The 16,412-nt window shown below is 62.9% G+C and carries 19 protein-coding genes; 7 read left to right on the forward strand and 12 right to left on the reverse strand.

Translation table 11 applies throughout. The features are described from left to right. Positions 1-19 precede the first annotated feature (19 nt). Positions 20-502 (forward strand): TIGR02444 family protein, encoded by a 483-nt coding sequence (locus AC58X1_RS18240; protein WP_188036874.1) that lies wholly within the window; start codon positions 20-22, stop codon positions 500-502. On the opposite strand, the gene AC58X1_RS18245 is transcribed toward AC58X1_RS18240, so the two are convergent. Continuing rightward, positions 478-1,467 carry an AlgP family protein gene (locus AC58X1_RS18245; protein WP_188036875.1) on the reverse strand — a complete coding sequence of 330 codons (990 nt, stop codon included), beginning with the start codon at positions 1,465-1,467 and terminating at the stop codon, positions 478-480. The genes AC58X1_RS18240 and AC58X1_RS18245 overlap by 25 nt on opposite strands. Positions 1,468-1,655: 188 nt before the next feature. Between AC58X1_RS18245 and AC58X1_RS18250 the strand changes: the two genes are divergently transcribed. Next, positions 1,656-2,294 carry an FKBP-type peptidyl-prolyl cis-trans isomerase gene (locus AC58X1_RS18250; protein ID WP_188036876.1) on the forward strand — a complete coding sequence of 213 codons (639 nt, stop codon included), beginning with the start codon at positions 1,656-1,658 and terminating at the stop codon, positions 2,292-2,294. A gap of 9 nt (positions 2,295-2,303) precedes the next feature. Here AC58X1_RS18250 and rsd read toward each other — a convergent pair whose 3' ends face one another. The 7 genes from rsd to AC58X1_RS18285 all read right to left on the reverse strand — a co-directional run bounded on the left by rsd (position 2,304) and on the right by AC58X1_RS18285 (position 8,695). Next, complete coding sequence (gene rsd, locus AC58X1_RS18255) at positions 2,304-2,774, reverse strand: sigma D regulator (RefSeq protein WP_101322625.1); 471 nt, start codon at positions 2,772-2,774, stop codon at positions 2,304-2,306. A 228-nt stretch (positions 2,775-3,002) separates the two neighbouring features. Then, positions 3,003-3,509 carry a disulfide bond formation protein B gene (locus tag AC58X1_RS18260; RefSeq protein ID WP_101322626.1) on the reverse strand — a complete coding sequence of 169 codons (507 nt, stop codon included), beginning with the start codon at positions 3,507-3,509 and terminating at the stop codon, positions 3,003-3,005. A 222-nt stretch (positions 3,510-3,731) separates the two neighbouring features. After that, positions 3,732-4,970 (reverse strand): heme biosynthesis protein HemY, encoded by a 1,239-nt coding sequence (locus AC58X1_RS18265; RefSeq protein ID WP_150571418.1) that lies wholly within the window; start codon positions 4,968-4,970, stop codon positions 3,732-3,734. Continuing rightward, a complete protein-coding gene (locus AC58X1_RS18270; protein ID WP_224785570.1) occupies positions 4,967-6,067 on the reverse strand; it encodes a uroporphyrinogen-III C-methyltransferase in 1,101 nt (366 codons plus the stop codon). Before AC58X1_RS18270 ends, AC58X1_RS18265 begins: the two co-directional genes overlap by 4 nt. Before the next feature lie 45 nt (positions 6,068-6,112). Beyond that, positions 6,113-6,880: a uroporphyrinogen-III synthase gene (locus AC58X1_RS18275; RefSeq protein WP_497429274.1), complete on the reverse strand. Its 768-nt coding sequence runs from the start codon at positions 6,878-6,880 to the stop codon at positions 6,113-6,115. Next, entirely contained in the window at positions 6,877-7,818 is a 942-nt protein-coding gene (gene hemC, locus AC58X1_RS18280) for a hydroxymethylbilane synthase (protein ID WP_101322628.1), read from the reverse strand. The genes AC58X1_RS18275 and hemC overlap by 4 nt, the downstream gene beginning before the upstream one ends. Positions 7,819-7,945: 127 nt before the next feature. Then, entirely contained in the window at positions 7,946-8,695 is a 750-nt protein-coding gene (locus AC58X1_RS18285) for a LytR/AlgR family response regulator transcription factor (protein WP_101322629.1), read from the reverse strand. A gap of 313 nt (positions 8,696-9,008) precedes the next feature. On the opposite strand from AC58X1_RS18285, the gene argH reads away from it, so the two are divergent. Continuing rightward, positions 9,009-10,403: an argininosuccinate lyase gene (argH, locus tag AC58X1_RS18290; protein ID WP_101322630.1), complete on the forward strand. Its 1,395-nt coding sequence runs from the start codon at positions 9,009-9,011 to the stop codon at positions 10,401-10,403. Between the two features lie 39 nt (positions 10,404-10,442). Here the strand turns inward: argH and AC58X1_RS18295 are convergent, their stop codons facing one another. After that, on the reverse strand, positions 10,443-11,102 hold the full coding sequence (locus tag AC58X1_RS18295; RefSeq protein ID WP_150571419.1) for a glutathione S-transferase family protein: 660 nt from the start codon (positions 11,100-11,102) through the stop codon (positions 10,443-10,445). Between the two features lie 145 nt (positions 11,103-11,247). Here AC58X1_RS18295 and AC58X1_RS18300 point away from each other — a divergent pair, with 145 nt between their 5' ends. The 3 genes from AC58X1_RS18300 (at position 11,248) to AC58X1_RS18310 (ending at position 14,873) form a co-directional block, all read left to right on the forward strand. Then, positions 11,248-11,547: a hypothetical protein gene (locus tag AC58X1_RS18300; protein ID WP_101322632.1), complete on the forward strand. Its 300-nt coding sequence runs from the start codon at positions 11,248-11,250 to the stop codon at positions 11,545-11,547. Between the two features lie 73 nt (positions 11,548-11,620). Continuing rightward, positions 11,621-11,866 (forward strand): TIGR02647 family protein, encoded by a 246-nt coding sequence (locus AC58X1_RS18305; protein ID WP_101322633.1) that lies wholly within the window; start codon positions 11,621-11,623, stop codon positions 11,864-11,866. Between the two features lie 151 nt (positions 11,867-12,017). Next, the gene (locus tag AC58X1_RS18310) at positions 12,018-14,873 is read left to right on the forward strand and encodes a class I adenylate cyclase (protein WP_447731784.1); all 2,856 of its coding nucleotides are present in this window, start codon (positions 12,018-12,020) and stop codon (positions 14,871-14,873) included. A gap of 15 nt (positions 14,874-14,888) precedes the next feature. Here AC58X1_RS18310 and rnk read toward each other — a convergent pair whose 3' ends face one another. The 3 genes from rnk to cyaY form a co-directional block, all read right to left on the reverse strand. Continuing rightward, positions 14,889-15,299, reverse strand: a complete 411-nt coding sequence (rnk, locus tag AC58X1_RS18315; RefSeq protein WP_101322635.1) for a nucleoside diphosphate kinase regulator — start codon at positions 15,297-15,299, stop codon at positions 14,889-14,891. A 135-nt stretch (positions 15,300-15,434) separates the two neighbouring features. Further along, on the reverse strand, positions 15,435-15,647 hold the full coding sequence (locus AC58X1_RS18320) for a DUF1289 domain-containing protein (protein ID WP_101322636.1): 213 nt from the start codon (positions 15,645-15,647) through the stop codon (positions 15,435-15,437). Between the two features lies 1 nt (position 15,648). Next, positions 15,649-15,981: an iron donor protein CyaY gene (gene cyaY / locus AC58X1_RS18325; protein WP_101322637.1), complete on the reverse strand. Its 333-nt coding sequence runs from the start codon at positions 15,979-15,981 to the stop codon at positions 15,649-15,651. A 221-nt stretch (positions 15,982-16,202) separates the two neighbouring features. Between cyaY and lptM the strand changes: the two genes are divergently transcribed. Further along, the gene (gene lptM / locus AC58X1_RS18330) at positions 16,203-16,406 is read left to right on the forward strand and encodes an LPS translocon maturation chaperone LptM (protein WP_101322638.1); all 204 of its coding nucleotides are present in this window, start codon (positions 16,203-16,205) and stop codon (positions 16,404-16,406) included. Positions 16,407-16,412 lie beyond the last annotated feature (6 nt).

A 16,412-nucleotide genomic window follows, 5' to 3' on the forward strand; every position in this document is an offset into this window, starting at 1 on the left:
CGCTAGCGCGAGTGGAACCATGCACACCGACCTGTGGAATTACGCCCTGGCCCTGTACGCCCGGCCCGGAGTTGAAGCGGCTTGCCTGCAACTGCAGGAGGACGGCGCCGACGTGTGCCTGCTGCTTTGCGCAAGCTGGCTGCAAGCGCGCCGGGCACGCGTCAGCGATGAGCGCGTGTGCGCCCTGCTGGGGTTAGCTGAGCCGTGGCGAATCGAGGTGGTCCAACCACTGCGCACGCTGCGTCAGCAATGGCGTATGGCAGCGCAGGGCGATGCCGCGCTGGCACTGTTACGGGAGCAGTTGAAGGGCTTGGAACTACAGGCTGAAAGAACCTTGCTCGAGCGTTTGCAGGCGTGCTCGCAGCAATGGCCCGCAGGCTCGGACGAGACCGCGGACGACTGGCTGGTCCGGCTGGCGCCGGACCTGTGCCGCGACCACGGCGCGCTGGATCAATTGCGCGCCGCAGCGTCAGCCTTTCAGGACGCCGAAGACGGCGACTGAGCTGGGGTGTTGGCCGCTCCAGCAGGCGTTGCCGCTGGTGCTGCCGAGTTGGTGCTGGTTGCTGCGGTGCTGGCTTTGGCGTCGTCTGTTTTTGCAGCGGCTGGCTTGGCTGCAGCTGGCTTGGCAGCCGGTTTGGTTGCTGCGGTCTTGGCCGGTGCTTTGGCAACGGCGGGTTTGCCTGCAGCGGCTTTAGCTGGCGCCTTGCTGGCTGCAGGCTTGGCAGCAGCAGGTTTGGCTGCAGCCTTGGCGGCAACGGGTTTGCCAGCGGCAGGTTTGGCTGGCGCTTTGGCAGCCGCCGGTTTGGCAGCGGCAGTCCTCGCTGGGGCTTTGCTGGCAGTGGGCTTGGCAGCTACTTTGGCCGGTGCTTTGGCAACGGCAGGCTTGGCTGCAGCGGCCTTGGCTGGTGCTTTGCTGGCAGCCGGCTTGGCGACAGCTTTAACAGGCGCTTTGGCAGCAGCTGGCTTGGCGGCGGGTTTGACCGCAGCGACTTTGGCTGGAGCTTTGCTGGCAGTGGTCTTGCCGGCTGCCTTGGCTGGCGCCTTGCTGGCAGCAGGTTCGGCAACAGTGCGTTGCTCGAGGGCCTTGGCGGCTGCTTCACGGACCTTGCCTACGCCTTGAGCGATTTTCAGGCTCTGCTGCGCATCGCGCTTGAGCTGCTGGATGTAGATGCGGGTCTGCGATTGACGCTCTTTGAGCGAGTCGAGCACTTCTTCAAGTTCGCTGGCAGCCTTGTGCGCCTTGTTCTGCGCCTTGGCTTTGCCAGCCTGGGCAGCGTCTTGCAGTTTCAGCCGCGAACCGTGCAGTTTTTCCTGCGCCTTGCCGCGTTGTTTTTCCAACTTTGCCAACAGTTTCTCTGCATCCGCCAGCGCTTGCGAGCAGGCATCTTCCAGATGTTCGAGCAGGCTACCGGAAAGTTGCTGGAGCAGGTGCAACGGCGTACTTACTGGCTTCTTCTTGGCCGACATGGTTTACCTCCTGGCTGATGAGATTGCGGCTCATACTATGCTTCTGCTGCTACCGCCGCTAGGGCATCTTGACAGTATTGCTGGGGCCGCGTTGCATGCCTGGGCAAAGTTGTTATGGTGCAGCTCGAGCAAGTGTAGTTGGCCCTTGTTCGGCTGTTGCTACTTGGCCATCGCGTCCGGAGTCGATCGTGTCCCGTTATCTTCTGCTCAGCCTCTGCCTGCTCGCGCCATTGAGTGTTGCCGCGCCGGCCAGCAACACCGATCAGGATATGGCCTACAGCCTGGGCGCGAGCCTCGGTGAGCGGCTGCGTCAGGAGGTCCCTGACCTGCAACTGGAAGCCCTGGTCGAAGGCCTGCGCCAGGCCTACCAAGGCAAGCCGCTGCGGCTCGATCAAGCACAGATGCAAAGCCTGCTCGAGCAGCATGAAACCGAGGCCCAGGGCAGCCAGGCACAAGCGGCTGAAATCCGCTTCATGGCCAATGAACGCGGCCGAGTCGGCACCCATGAATTACCTGAAGGAATTCTTTACAGCGAGTTACAGGCAGGCACTGGCGCGCAGCCCAAGCCCGGCGGCAAGGTGCAAGTGCGCTACGTAGGACGTCTGCCGGATGGCTCGGTGTTCGACCAGAACCAGCAACCGCAGTGGTTCAGTCTGGACTCGGTGATCGAAGGCTGGCAGGCGGCGCTGCCAAAAATGAAGGTGGGAGCCAAATGGCGTTTGGTGATCCCTTCGGCGCAAGCTTACGGCGCCGACGGGGCGGGCGACCTGATCGCACCCTACACCCCGTTGGTATTTGAAATCGAATTGCTGGCAGTGGCCGACTGATCGAGGCGATCAGGCCTGCAGTGCAGCTTCCTGTTTGTGTGCGGTGTGCAGCACTTCGATCAGGCAGTCTTCCAGCTCGAAGCGTTCGCGCAGATGGCCGCCCAGTGCTTGCAGGGTCTGGGCGAAGCGCTCAGGGTCGTTGCACTCGGCCTTGTCACAGTGATCGTTGAAGTCCAGCGCGATCTGGGTGATGTCGGTGATGCGTGGGGTCATGTCTTCGGCCAGCGCCAGGGCGCGCTTGTCGTCGAAGGCCTTGGCCTCGCTGAGCAGCTGCTCGAACACTTCGAAATGCCAAGCCGATACATAGTCGACCAACACGCCACAGAAATCACGGCTCTGCGCCTTGTCAGCGAAGGCTGGCTTGGCGTCGCGCAGTGCGCGGAAAGCCACCACCAGCTCCTGGCGTTCCAGCAGCCAGCGATCGATCAGCTTGTGGACCCCGCCCCAGCGTTCCTGGGCATTCTGGCAACTATCGAGCATGGCAGTTCTTCCCTTCTGGGTAGATGCCGCTGCACCTCGTTGCGCAAAGGTGCGCGACAAAGGGACGTCAGCAGTACGGCATCGAGCAGTTGTGTTTTCAGTGTCCGTGCTGGGAGATTATTCCCGCACGTGCTACCCATCAAGGTACGCATCGGACAAAGTTCATACAAGCGTTTCATCCCTTGATAGCGCGCCGCCGGTCGAACCATGCGCCAAGCTTGCGCTGGATCAATGTTGGGCGAGGCGGCGCAAACGATCAGCCACCAGCCGCGACAGCGGCAGCGCTGCCAGCAGCAGGAAGGCCAGCAGGCTCCACTCGGGCAAGGTCAGGTCGAGAAAGCTCCAGGACAACGCGCCGCAGTCAGGGCCACCCTTGAGCAGGGTTTCCAACGCTTGCCGCCACGGCTGCTCAAACACCGTCGGCAGCGGCTGCAGGCAGGCGCCATGAGCAAACTCCGAGCCCTGCAGCCAGACCTGCCGCGCCGCCAACAGCGCGCCGCTGGCCGAGCAGGCCAATGCCAGCATCGTGTAGACCAGCCAACCGAGACGCTGCGGGGCATGCACCAGCGCAACCAGGCAGACCAGCGCATACAGGCCCAGCAGCAGGCGCTGGCCGGAACACAGCGAGCAAGGCAGCAACCCCAGGTTTCTTTCGAGGGCGAAAGCGGCAAACAGGATCGCCAGCGAGGCCAGCAAGCCTGGGAAAAATAGAGTACGAAAACGGGCCAGCGGCATGGCGATGGGGTCCCGGAGGAGTCAATGACGTGGCTTGAGACGGTAGAGGAAATGGGTACTTTGTTTCAAGGCAATACAGTCGGGACAAGTCTCTGATTGCTGAGGAAAGTTTACCGATTGCTGTGGGAAATTTCCGAAGGGGGTCATCGCAAATTGACTTCACCGCTTCAGATTAGATACCAGCCCTTGGGCCTGCGCGGCTTGCGCAGACCCAAGGGTCGGTCAAGCTCGGGCGCCGTCTGGCAACGGCAGCGCCAGCAGGCGCTCGTCGAGCAGGCCAAGGCCTTCCTGGAACAATTGGTTGCTGCGTTCGGTTTCACCCAGGCTCGCCAGCAACCGCGCCAGCTCGGCACAGGTTTCCGGGTTGCGCTCAAAACGCAGGCTGCTCTCAAGATAATCGCGCGCCTTGCCCCACAGGCGGTTCTGCAGGCTCAAGCGGCCTAGGGTCAACAGCAGGCTCGGGTCCTGAGCGTGCTCTTTGAGCCAGCCTTCGGCGGTTTGCAGCTGGCGCGCTGGGTCATCACCACGGATCAGCCCGTACAGCCGGGCCAGATGGCTTTCGTACTGGCGTTTGAGTGCCGCACGCAAGACCTGCTCGGCTTCGCCCTGGGCGCCGACCTGACGCAGCTGTTCAGCGTAGGCGAGCACCAACTGCGGCTCCTGGCGCTGCGCGGCAGTCAGCTGCTGCCAGGCGCGTTCCAGCGCCTGCCGGGCGGCTACCGCATCATCACCACGTGTCGCGGCGATGCTCAGGTTCTGGCCCCAGGCACGCTGCTCCAGCGCAGCCAACTCAGTGGCTGGCAATACCTTGCCCTTGCGCAGGTCAGGCAGCAGCCGAATCAGCGCCGGCCAGTCGCCACGCTGCAGGTGTAATTGCTGCAGCAGGCGCAGCACCTGGCCGTTATGCGGGTGGCGCTGTTGCATCGCCAGCAGGGTTTCGAGGGCACCGTCGCTGTCGCCGCGATCCATCTGCAGTTGGGCGTGGGTCAATGCCACCGCCAGTTCGGCCTGGGGCTGACGCTCGAGCGCGCGCTCCAGCAGGTTGTCGCTTTCTTCAGTGCGGCCCAGCTCGTTCGCCGCGCGGGCGGCGCCGAGGTAATACAACAGCGGCTGGCGCTCGGCTTCAGCGGCGCGGTGCAGGTGACGCTGCGCGCTGGCCCAACGACCTTCGGCCAGATCCAGTTGGCCCTGTTCGATGGCGATGCGCGTGCGCCGGCGGCGATTGCGCCGCGACCATGGGTTGACCACCCCGGTCGAACTCAGGATCAGGCCAAGCACGTAGCGCAACAGCCACAGCACTACGATCAGGCCGATCAAGCCACCCAAGGCGGCCCACAGACCGGACTGATAGCGGAAGCTGCCGTAGGACACCATCACGTAGCCGCTGTGCTTGGCCACGGCGATGCCCAGCGCTGCGGCAACCACGATTGCCAGCACCGCGAGCAGATAGACTCGCTTCATGGCTTGCCCCCTTCGGCGTTGGCCGGCAGGTGGCGGCGCTGAATGTAGGCCTGTACCGCCGCCAGGCTTTCGCTGAGGTCAGGGGTGACCACCGACACTGGCTGCTCGGCCAGGGCGTTGAGGCTGTCGAGCATGGCCTTGCTTTGCGGGTTGTCGGCGTTGAAGTTGGCCAGCAGTACGCTGCGAGCATCATCCAGCGCCTGGGTATAAACCTTGGCTTCGCCATTCAGGGCCGCCCATTGGGCCTGCTCGATGGTCAGGCTCAGGGCCAAGCGCAGTTGATTCAGCGACTGCCCAGCCAGCAGTGGGCGAACATTGTTGTCGGCATCGAATTCGATCTGGAAGTACTTGGAGATCTCGGCCCACCAGCGCGACCAGCGACTGCTGGCATCGCCATCCGCAGTCAGCGCGCCCATGGCGTCTGCGCTGCTGTCGAATTCAGGCGACTGGGCACTGAGCTGCTGCACCTGCTCACGCTGCGCCGCCAGCTTGAGGAACAGGCCAGTGCGGTCTGGCTGCTGGGTGCTGTTGAGTGTGGCCAGGCTGCGGGCCAGCTGCTCGCGGGCGGCGAATGAACCTGGGTCGCTCTGTTCGCGGAGAATCTCGTCGGCACCTTCTACCAGCGCTTTGGCGCTGGTCACATCCTGCAGTGCAGACAAGCGCAAGGTCGCCAGGCGCAGCAGGTGCTCGGCTTCGGCCAGGCGCCATTCCTTGCGGCTTTCGCCCATTACCGTATCGAGCCGCTGGCTCAAGCGCTGCTGGTCGCCCTGCAACTGCGCCACCAGGCGCCGGCGGTCTTCCAGCTCGCTGGCCGGCGGCAAGCTGGCAAGTTGTGCGCTGATCTGCTGATCGCGCTGTTGCAACGCTGCGGTCTGCTCGCTGAAGGTTTCCATGCGCTGGCTTTGACCCAGCTCATTGCCCTGCAGTTGGCGCACTTGCCAGACACCCCAGCCGCCTACCGCAACACCGGCTGCGCCGAGCAGCAGGGCAACGACGGCAATGCCATTGCCTGAGCGCTTGGCCGGCGGGCTGACAGGGGTTTGCGGCGCGTCGAGCACCGAAGGCTGTTCATTCTGCGACAAGACAGTTTCGCTCACGTATCCATCCTTTGCATGGGGGCGCGTCGCTCTGAGCTTAGCGCCTTAAGAGGCAGGTGCAGCGCTGCGCTGCACAGCTGCCAGCAAGGCCGCGGCACTGGCGCCACGGCAATCCACAATCTGTTGTGCACCCAGCGCGCGGGCCTGCTCGGCTACGCGCGGGCTCGGCACGAACAACGGCAAGCGCGCCAGGCGCGGCCAATCGGCGTCTGCCAACTGGCGCAAATGTTCAAGACCCTGCCCACTGCTGACCACCAAGCCGTTTAAGCGTTCCCGATCGACCCGCTCGCGCAGGGTATCGGGCGGGTAATCCGGCAGGCAGCGACGATACAGTTGCAGATAATCGACACTAGCACCTAGCTCGGCAAGACGCTCTGCCAGCAGTTCACGACCCCCTACCCCGCGGACAATCAGGACACGCGGCGTAGGAACGGCGACAGCCTTGCGCAACTCGGGCAAGCCAAGCAAGGCCTCACTGTCGTCTCCCTGGGAAGGGAATGTCACCAAAAGCCCGGCGTTCTGCAATACCTGCGCGGTCGCCTCACCGACGCTGAACCAGGCGTTGGACGGCGTCACCAGGCCGGCTTTGGCCAAGTTGGCCAGCAGCAAGCGCGCAGCGGGCTTGCTCACCACGATGAATGCCTGGTAATTCGCCAGCTGGCTCAGCAGCTGGCGTTGCGCGTCATCCACAGTGACCGGCTCGATCGCCAGCAAGGGCAGGCTGCTGCTGGCGATGCCGGCGGCCGCCAAGGTCTGCGCCAGTGCCGCACAGTCCTCTTCAGGCCGGGTCAGCAGCAGACGCCAGCCGCTCACGGATGGCCGGCCTCGCCATAGACTTCCTTGAGGATCGCCTCGGCGCCCTGCTCAAGCAGGTCTTTGGCAACCTGAACGCCAAGCGCTTCGGCATGCAGCCGCGGCGCCCGTGCTTCGGCTGCCAGCAGCAGCCCGCCGCTGGGTTGGCCAACCAGCCCGCGCAGCCACAACTGCTCGCCTTCAAGCACGGCGTAGCAGGCGATCGGCACCTGGCAACCGCCGTTGAGGTGCTTGTTCAAGGCACGTTCGGCCACCACTCGGTCGGCGGTGTCGACATGGTGCAGCGGCGCCAGCAGGGCGTGGATTTCGCTGTCGGCGCTGCGGCACTCGATGCCGACTGCGCCCTGGCCACCGGCCGGCAGGCTGTCGTCGACACTGATGCTGGCGCTGATGCGGTCTTCGAAGCCGAGGCGGATCAGGCCCGCCGCGGCCAGAATGATCGCGTCATATTCACCGGCATCAAGCTTGGCCAGACGGGTATTGACGTTACCGCGCAGGAAGCGAATTTGCAGATCCGGTCGGCGCGCCAGCAACTGCGCCTGGCGGCGCAGGCTGGAGGTGCCGACGATGCTGCCTGCAGGCAATGCGTCAAGGCTTGCGTAGGTATTGGAAACGAAGGCATCGCGCGGGTCTTCACGCTCACAGATGCAGTACAGGCCCAGGCCTTCAGGGAAGTCCATGGGCACGTCTTTCATCGAATGCACGGCGATGTCGGCTTCGTTCTCGAGCAGGGCGGTTTCCAGCTCTTTGACGAACAGGCCCTTGCCGCCGATCTTCGCCAGCGGCGCGTCGAGCAGCTTGTCGCCACGGCTGACCATCGGCACCAGGCTGACGATCAGGCCTGGATGAGCCTGCTCCAGACGTGCTTTGACGTACTCGGCCTGCCACAGGGCAAGGGCACTTTTACGGGTGGCAATGCGGATTTCGCGAGTGGACATGAAACGCCCCGATGCAGAGAAATGCTGCCGATGATAACAGCTACTCGGGGCCTGCCTGCAGACTCAGGTCAGCAATCGGTAGTGCCGCGCCAGTGCGCGCGAGCGCAGCGGCGCCGAGGGCGAGCGATCAGTGCAAGCCCTGCATCATCTTGCGCACGCCTGCTACATGGCGGCGGCTGACGATCAATGCATCCTCGCCCATGCCTTTGAGGTAGAGCTGGAAATGCCCCAGCGGCGTACGCTGCAGCTTCTCGATACGTTCCCGGGCAACCAGCGCGTTGCGGTGGATGCGCACGAAACGCTCGCCGAACTCGTCTTCCAGCGCTTTGAGCGGCTCATCCAGCAGCACTTCACCGGCCTCATGGCGCAAGGTCACGTATTTGTGGTCGGCAATGAAGTAGATCACCTGTGACAGCGGGATCAGCTCGATGCCTTTGCGGGTGCGCGCACTGATGTGGTTGCGCGGGTTGCCGCCGTCTTCAGTGGCTGGCCGGGTCAGCGCCGCCAGCAGCGCGCGGTTGGGTTTTTCTGCCTTGCGCAGGGCATCGCGCAGGGCCTGCGGCTGCACCGGCTTGCTGACATGGCTGAGGGTGCTGTCCTTGAACGCTTCGCTGCCGTATTCGTCATCACCGGTGCAGAACACCACCGCTGGCGGCGCTTCGCGCTCGCACAGGCGAGCAGCCACCTGCAGGCCGTCCAGGCCGGGCATGCCGATATCAAGCAGGACCACGTCAGGCTTGAGGCTGTCGATCAAGGCAAGAGCTTCCTCGCCATTGGTGGCGCTGGGCTCCAGTACCGTGTAGCCCTCCTGCCCGCCGAGCAAGCGGCTGAGGTCTTCGCGGGCTTTGGGTTCGTCATCAACGATCAGGACATTCATAGTTGCGCTGGATTCCTGAATGAGTCTCGCACAAGTAATAAGCGTAAACCGGGCTCGGTAGTCCGACGCCGCAGTCACGCTCTAGACCCATGCAATGGCCAAAGATTCACTGGTCTGACAGATTCAGCGCCAGCCTATTGTCAAACTGTAGACGCTTCGTGGAACGCTGCCGTTCAATCGGTAAATATCCTTTGCAGTAACTTCGCCGGTTGATTTCCTGCTGTTTCTAGCGACCGATGCCCTGCGGCGGGCAGTGCAACCCTGTTATTATCGGCGCCACTTTTTATCGTTCACGCCTTCAACGAGTGAATCCATGAGCACTGACAAGACCAATCAGTCCTGGGGCGGCCGCTTCAGTGAACCCGTCGACGCCTTCGTCGCCCGCTTCACCGCTTCGGTCGACTTCGACAAGCGCCTGTACCGCCACGACATCATGGGTTCGATTGCCCACGCGACCATGCTGGCGCAGGTCGGCGTACTCAGCGACGCCGAGCGCGACACCATCATCGACGGCCTGAAGACCATTCAGACCGAGATCGAGGCCGGCAACTTCGACTGGCGCGTCGACCTTGAAGACGTGCACATGAACATCGAAGCGCGCCTGACTGATCGCATCGGTGTCACCGGCAAGAAACTGCACACCGGACGCAGCCGCAACGATCAGGTCGCCACCGACATCCGCCTGTGGCTGCGTGACGAAATCGACCTGATCCTAGGCGAAATCACACGCCTGCAGAAGGGCCTGCTGGAGCAGGCAGAGCGTGAAGCCGAGACCATCATGCCCGGCTTCACCCACCTGCAGACCGCGCAGCCAGTGACCTTCGGCCACCACCTGCTGGCCTGGTTCGAAATGCTCAGCCGTGACTACGAGCGCCTGGTCGACTGCCGCAAGCGCACCAACCGCATGCCTCTGGGCAGCGCCGCGCTGGCTGGCACCACCTACCCGATCGACCGCGAGCTGACCTGCAAGCTGCTGGGCTTCGAAGCGGTTGCCGGCAACTCGCTGGACGGCGTTTCCGATCGCGACTTCGCCATCGAATTCTGCGCCGCGGCCAGCGTGGCGATGATGCACCTGTCGCGCTTCTCCGAAGAGCTGGTGCTGTGGACCAGCGCCCAGTTCCAGTTCATTGATCTGCCGGATCGCTTCTGCACCGGCAGCTCGATCATGCCGCAAAAGAAAAACCCCGACGTACCTGAGCTGGTGCGTGGCAAGAGCGGCCGTGTGTTCGGCGCCCTGATGGGCCTGCTGACCTTGATGAAAGGCCAGCCACTGGCCTACAACAAGGACAACCAGGAAGACAAGGAACCGTTGTTCGACGCCGCCGACACCCTGCGCGATTCGCTGCGGGCGTTTGCCGACATGATCCCGGCAATCAAACCGCGTCACGCGATCATGCGCGAAGCAGCCCTGCGCGGTTTCTCCACCGCGACCGACCTGGCCGATTACCTGGTACGCCGTGGCCTGCCGTTCCGCGATTGCCACGAGATCGTCGGCCATGCCGTGAAGTACGGCGTCGACAGCGGCAAAGACCTGGCCGAAATGAGCCTTGAAGAGCTGCGCCGCTTCAGCGATCAGATCGAACAGGATGTGTTTGCCGTGCTGACCCTGGAAGGCTCGGTAAATGCACGTAATCACATTGGTGGGACTGCACCTGCCCAGGTGCGTGCGGCCGTGGTCCGTGGCCAGGCGTTGTTGGCTTCGCGTTAAGCGTCATGGCGGGCTGCCCGGCAGCCCGCCTTTTCACCCTCATTTGCGTTTGCTGATCATCTCCAGGAATGCCGGCATCGCCGCTTCCTTGTCTGCACGAATTTTCGCCATGTGCGGGTTCTCGCCAAGCAACTCCAGCAGCGCCCTCGCCTGCGGGAAGTCCTCGAGAAAGTCCAGGTTCAATACCTTCTTGCCGACCGCGCAGGCAAGGTCGACCGAAAACACGAACATCAAGTCAGCCAGGGTCATCTGCTCACCGGCAACGTACGGCGCGAACTTGCCATTGCGCTTGAGCGTGGCAAAGCCTGCCAGCAGCTCGGTGCGGGCGCGCTCCTTGATCAGCGGCTCGACGGCCTGGCCGAAGAACGCTTCGGCGTAGCAGGTACGCGCCGGCAACTCGATGTACAGCTCGATTTCCTTGACCAGCTCGCGCACCTTGGCCTGGCCGAAGGCATCAGCCGGCAGCAGGGCTTTGCCCGGCTGAGTCTGCTCGATGTAGTCGAGCATCACGCTGGTTTCGCTGATAAAGCCATGCTCGGTCTCCAGCACCGGCACCTTGCCGCGCGGGCTGATGGCCAGCACTTGTGGGGTCTGGCCGGAAACGAACGGCACCTCTTCGAACGGCAGGGCTTTTTCCAGCAACGCCAGCTTGACCATGTTGTAGTAGTTGCTGACAGGGAATCCGTAGAGCTTGAGCATTGCGACAGCCTCCAGGCCGTGAGGGGATGGCCCGGCTGTTATAACCACTCCCTTACGCCATGACCAGCGTCATGCATGGCATAGATGGCCAGGCATTGCCGGCGCGGGCATGGCAAACTAGCCCCCTCACTACAGGAGCACTGCCATGAGCGAACCCCAAGACATCGACAACGAAGATGAAGAAGCCTTCGCCGAAGCTACCCTGACCCAGGCCATCGAAAACCAGATCGAAAGCGGCGAGCCGCCGGCGGCCCTGGCGACTTTCAACAAGCTGAAGCTGGTTGGCTATGAGCGCGAAGATATTCTCAACCTGATGGCCCATGTACTGGCCTTCGAGATTGACGCCATGCTCGATGCCGACCGCCCGTTCGATACCGAGTGGTATGAAACGGCACTGCGCGCCCTGCCGGAGCTGCCACCTGAGGCGGATCAAGGCAACGCTTGAAAAGTCTGTCTACACTCCATGATCAAGCACCCGCAGTGGTGCCTAAATCCTTGTCTGGAAGTCAGGAGTTGCCATGTCGCTTACCCCCGAACTGATCGCCGAGCTGGAAGTTCTTGCGCTGTTCAATCTCGATAGCAGCCAGGAAGGCATCCAGGTCCACCAATCCGCTTCGCCAGATAAAGTCGCTGCTGCCAAGCGCCTCTTTGACAAGCAACTGACCGACCAGCCCGATGGTGGTTATCTGACCAGCCTGGGCCGTGACGCGGCGCAGAGCGTGCAGATTGTGCTGAACATTCTCAAAGCCCCAGAAACCGCCTGAAGCCTTCGCGCCTGTTCGCGGGCCAGGTTGCTGGTCGCGAACAGGCCAACCGCCTTGCTATTAATTTGGCGTCAAAAAACCATAAATTACCCGCTATTGCCCCTTGCTCAGGCTAAACTCGGCACTGCCCTGGCCTGCCCCTGAGTGCGCAATGAACCACCCTCATGAAATCCGCCCAGACCTGGACGACGGTATCGACCGCAAAGTCCTGGCCACGCTGCGCGCGCGCTTCATGCAGATCAATCAGGGCCGCCTCGGGCGTGCACGGGAGGGCTTGTCAACGCGCCAGCAGCAGGTGCTGACGCTGTTGCCACTGTTGTTTCATGTCAATCACCCGCTGCTACCCGGGTATGTCTCCGGCACCACTCCAGCCGGGGTGTGCAGGTATGAGCCGGATGCCGAGCTGATTGCCGAGGGCCAGCGCCTGGCGCGCTCGTTCAGCTACAAACCGCGGCTGGGCAATGCGCCGCTACCGATTCAGGGCCTGTACCTGATGGGCAGCCTGGGCACCCTGGCCCAGGCCGAACAGAGCGACATGGATGTGTGGGTCTGCCACGCCGCCGGCCTGGCCGAGTGGGCGCTGGCCGAGCTCAGGCGCAAATGCCAGTTGCTCGAAGCGTGGGCGGCGAGCCTCGGCGCCGAGGCGCATTTCTTTCTGATCGAACCGCAGGCCTTTACCGTCGGTGAGCGCGATGGCCAGCTCAGCTCAGACGACTGCGGTACTACCCAGCACTACCTGCTGCTCGACGAGTTCTACCGCACCGCGATCTGGCTGGCCGGGCGCACGCCACTGTGGTGGCTGGTGCCGGTGTATGAAGAGCACAACTATCAGGCCTACACGCAAACCCTGCTGAGCAAGCGCTTTATCCGCACCGATCATGACCTCGACCTCGGCCACCTGGCGCATATCCCGGTCGGCGAGTTTGTCGGCGCCGGCCTGTGGCAGTTGTTCAAAGGCATCGACTCACCTTACAAATCGCTGCTCAAGCTGCTGTTGACCGAAGCCTACGCCAGCGAGCATCCACAGGTGCGCTGCCTGAGTCTGGAGTTCAAGCAGGCGGTGTTTGCCAACCAGCTCGACCTCGATGCGCTGGACCCGTACGTGATGGTCTATCGGCGCATCGAGCAGTATTTGCTACGCCGCGGCGATGTCGCGCGGCTGGAGCTGGTACGGCGCAGCTTGTATCTGAAGGTCAACAAAAAGCTCAGCGGCCGCTCGCGCAACGGCGGCTGGCAACGCCAGCTATTGGCTCGCCTGGTTCGAGAATGGGGCTGGGACGAGCGCCAGCTGGCGCTGCTCGACAGCCGCAGCCAGTGGAAGGTGCGCCAGGTCGCGCTCGAGCGCCGGGCGCTGGTGGCCGAGCTCAATCACAGCTATCGCTTCCTCAATCAGTTCGCCCGTGAACAGCAGGCCAGCAGCCGCGCCGACCAACGCGACCTGAACGTGCTCGGCCGACGCCTTTACGCCGCCTTCGAGCGCCGTGCCGGCAAGATCGAAGTGATCAACCCGGGGATTGCCCCGGACCTTGCCGAAGACACACTGACGTTGGTCCATGCGAGCAATCGCAAGGAGCCCGGCGCGTTCCACTGGAGCCTGTACCAGGGCAACCTGAGCGTGGATGAGCTGGACCACTCCAGCCCGCTCAAGCGCTGCCGCGAACTGCTCGAGCTGCTGACCTGGGCGCACCGCAACGGCGTGATCGACAGCAGCACACGGCTGGCCCTGCATCCGGGCGCCAGCGACCTGAGCGAGTTCGAGCTGTTCAACCTGCTCGGCAGCCTGCAACAGAGTATTGCCCTGCCCTTGGAGCCCGTCAGCGAGTTGCGCCTGCTGCAGCCAAGTGTGGCGGACGAGGTCCTGTTGCTGGTCAATGTCGGCGTCGACCCGCTGCGCCATCAGCGTGAACTGAACATCCTCATGACCACCGCCCGCACCGACTCGCTGAGTTACGCCGGCGTACGCGAGAACCTGGTGCTGACCCTCGATCAGATCACCTTGAACAGCTGGAACGAGGTGCTGGTCCAGCGCTATGACGGCGAACATGCGCTGATGCGTTGCCTGCGTGACTTTCTCAACACCCCGGGCCAGCGCCAGCAACCGCCACGGCTGCAGGTGCGCAGCTTCTGTCACAACCGCGCCCAGGCCATCGCGCAGCGGGTCGAGGATGTGTTCGCCACGGCTCGCGCGTTGCTCCAGCAGCGGCTGAACTACCGATACCTGGTACAGATCGCACAGGACACCCATGTGCTTGAGCTACAGCCTGGTGAAGTCAACCTGGTCACCTTGACCAACCACGAGCAACTGCTGGCTTATCTGGGCGAGGAGCGCAGTGAGTACAGCCCGCTGCACCTGGACGACAACGCGCTGGACGATGAAGATCTGGTATGGGTTCTGCCCCAAGGCCAGCCGCAGTGCATCCAGGTGTTCTACCGCCTGCTCGACGGCTGGGCCGACCTGTACGTGCTGGATGAATTCAATGCCCTGTGGCAGCAGCGCCTGCCGCTGGAAGATGAGGCGCACCTGTTGCTGCCGTTGCAGCGTTTTCTGCAATCGCTGGGCATGCGCCGCGATGCCCGGCTGCCGCTGACCAGTCTGCAACAGGGCTCATTGGATATTCTCTACTACCAACTGCTGCCTGCTGGCCTGGGCAAGGTGCGCAGCCTGGAGCCACGCCAGGCACCGAGCGACAACGGCAGCCAGCCCTATTACGAGGTGCAGGCGATCGTACAGAGCGGGATCGGCGATGAGGTGCACATCACCCTGTACTGCGATCAGCAGGAATATTCGCAGCTTGAATACGGCGATCAGCTGTACGCCGTGGTGGCGCGGCAGATCCTCGGCCAGCGGCGCAGTGCCGGGCGTTATCGCTGCTATATCACCGATCTGGATTTGTCCGATCTGCTCACCGATGAGCAGGGCTCGACATGCCTGCATCTGAGGTACAAGCGCGAGCTGGAGCAGGCGCTGAATGACGGCGTCGAGCAGTTGCAGGCCTCACTGCAGTGAGGCCCGCGTGACCTCTCAGAGGTCGAAGTCGCCTGCAGCTTCTGGCTGATACTCGACCGCCAGCAAGGTCAGCTTGAGGGTCTTGCCACCCGGCGCCGGCCAGTCGATCTGGTCACCTACCGACAGGCCGAGCAAAGCGCAGCCAATCGGCGCCAGGATCGATACCTTGCCTTCACCGCTGACGTCTTTCGGATAGACCAGAGTCAGGTGGTAGTCCTTGCCGCTGGCCTCTTCGCGGCAGTGCACCCGCGAATTCATGGTCACCACACCGGCCGGGACCTCCTCGTGACCGACTACCTTCTCGGCGCGGTCGAGCTCGTCCTGCAAGGCGGCGACACCCGGCGCGTTCTCATCGAGGCTATCGATCAGGCGCTCGAGACGTTGCACGTCCAGGCGGGTGAGGATGAGGGAAGGTTTGCGGCTCATGTTCCAGTCAGACTCCATGTTCAACAGACAATTTGCGGCGCACGAATAAAGCAAAACCCCGCCCAAGGGCGGGGTTTGTGCAGGCATTCGGCAGCGCCGACGCAGAGTCCGACAGTATCACAGCCGGGCGAATACTCAAGCCCGGGCGCGCAGGGCCTCGGCTTCCCGGCAGATCTGCCGGCGGCGTTCGTCGTCGGCAGAGCGCCACTCGCGGATGTGCTCGACATGGCGCTGGCAACCGGTGCAGACCCGTTCGGCATCCAGTCGGCAAACATTGATGCAGGGCGATTTCACCGCTGGGCTGACGTTACTGTAAAGCGGCTTGGGCGGCCGCGGCTGCTCGCTCATGTCAGATCTCGTCGAAGTCCAGCTTCTCGCCAACGTGCCCCCAGACGATGCGCTCAAGCATCTCGCCGAGCAACTCCTCAGTCTTTTCGCAGGTCCATTTACCGCTTTCTTCGTCATAGTCGAAGTGGAAACCGCCAGACTTGTCTGCCAGCCACAACTGGCGCAGCGGCTCCTGCCGGCTGAAGATCAGCTGGCTGCCGTTTTCGAACTTGATGGTGAGTACGCCGGCGGAGTTTTCCATGTCCAGATCAAGATCGGCTTCATCGAACAGGTCTTCCAGCGCCTGTTGGGTGGCATCGACCAGGTCGTGAAAACGCGCTTCGCTCAAACTCATTGCAAGAACCTCGAAATTGGCTGCATACAGGCAAGCCGGGGAAGATACGGACGCTGGCGCAAGAATGCAAAGCCTCAGACCATCTGCCAATGTTGCAAGGATAACGCAGCAGCGGCCCCGCCAGCGTTGCTTACCGCCAGGCGGACCGGCCCTTGCATAGGCAATCAGGCAGGCGCTGGGTATACTCGGGCGCAATACTGCTTATTTCAAGGATTTCACCAATGAAGCGCCTGATTTCCTCCCTCGCGGCGCTGGTCGCGGTTGCCTGCCTCGTTTCGGCCTGCGGTCAGAAAGGCCCCCTGTTCCTGCCTGAAGACGGCAAGGACGGCAAGGCCAACAAGTCGCACCAGCACCAGCACGCTCAGCCCTCGCCGCAGCCAGCGCCGCAGCAAGAGCAAGACCCAGAGCAGCCGCCAGCGCAGTAAGGAAAT

Source organism: Pseudomonas sp. PGPR N4 (assembly GCF_059693665.1).

Bases quoted from the DNA above. Each gene is read 5' to 3' on its own strand.
- AC58X1_RS18265 (WP_150571418.1), bottom strand. From the start codon at position 4,970: ATGAAGCGAGTCTATCTGCTCGCGGTGCTGGCAATCGTGGTTGCCGCA.
- AC58X1_RS18245 (WP_188036875.1), bottom strand. From the start codon at position 1,467: ATGTCGGCCAAGAAGAAGCCAGTAAGTACGCCGTTGCACCTGCTCCAG.
- rsd (WP_101322625.1), bottom strand. From the start codon at position 2,774: ATGCTCGATAGTTGCCAGAATGCCCAGGAACGCTGGGGCGGGGTCCAC.
- AC58X1_RS18240 (WP_188036874.1), top strand. From the start codon at position 20: ATGCACACCGACCTGTGGAATTACGCCCTGGCCCTGTACGCCCGGCCC.
- AC58X1_RS18295 (WP_150571419.1), bottom strand. From the start codon at position 11,102: ATGCTCAAGCTCTACGGATTCCCTGTCAGCAACTACTACAACATGGTC.
- AC58X1_RS18320 (WP_101322636.1), bottom strand. From the start codon at position 15,647: ATGAGCGAGCAGCCGCGGCCGCCCAAGCCGCTTTACAGTAACGTCAGC.
- lptM (WP_101322638.1), top strand. From the start codon at position 16,203: ATGAAGCGCCTGATTTCCTCCCTCGCGGCGCTGGTCGCGGTTGCCTGC.
- argH (WP_101322630.1), top strand. From the start codon at position 9,009: ATGAGCACTGACAAGACCAATCAGTCCTGGGGCGGCCGCTTCAGTGAA.
- AC58X1_RS18310 (WP_447731784.1), top strand. From the start codon at position 12,018: ATGAACCACCCTCATGAAATCCGCCCAGACCTGGACGACGGTATCGAC.
- hemC (WP_101322628.1), bottom strand. From the start codon at position 7,818: ATGTCCACTCGCGAAATCCGCATTGCCACCCGTAAAAGTGCCCTTGCC.
- rnk (WP_101322635.1), bottom strand. From the start codon at position 15,299: ATGAGCCGCAAACCTTCCCTCATCCTCACCCGCCTGGACGTGCAACGT.
- AC58X1_RS18285 (WP_101322629.1), bottom strand. From the start codon at position 8,695: ATGAATGTCCTGATCGTTGATGACGAACCCAAAGCCCGCGAAGACCTC.
- AC58X1_RS18260 (WP_101322626.1), bottom strand. From the start codon at position 3,509: ATGCCGCTGGCCCGTTTTCGTACTCTATTTTTCCCAGGCTTGCTGGCC.
- AC58X1_RS18305 (WP_101322633.1), top strand. From the start codon at position 11,621: ATGTCGCTTACCCCCGAACTGATCGCCGAGCTGGAAGTTCTTGCGCTG.
- cyaY (WP_101322637.1), bottom strand. From the start codon at position 15,981: ATGAGTTTGAGCGAAGCGCGTTTTCACGACCTGGTCGATGCCACCCAA.
- AC58X1_RS18300 (WP_101322632.1), top strand. From the start codon at position 11,248: ATGAGCGAACCCCAAGACATCGACAACGAAGATGAAGAAGCCTTCGCC.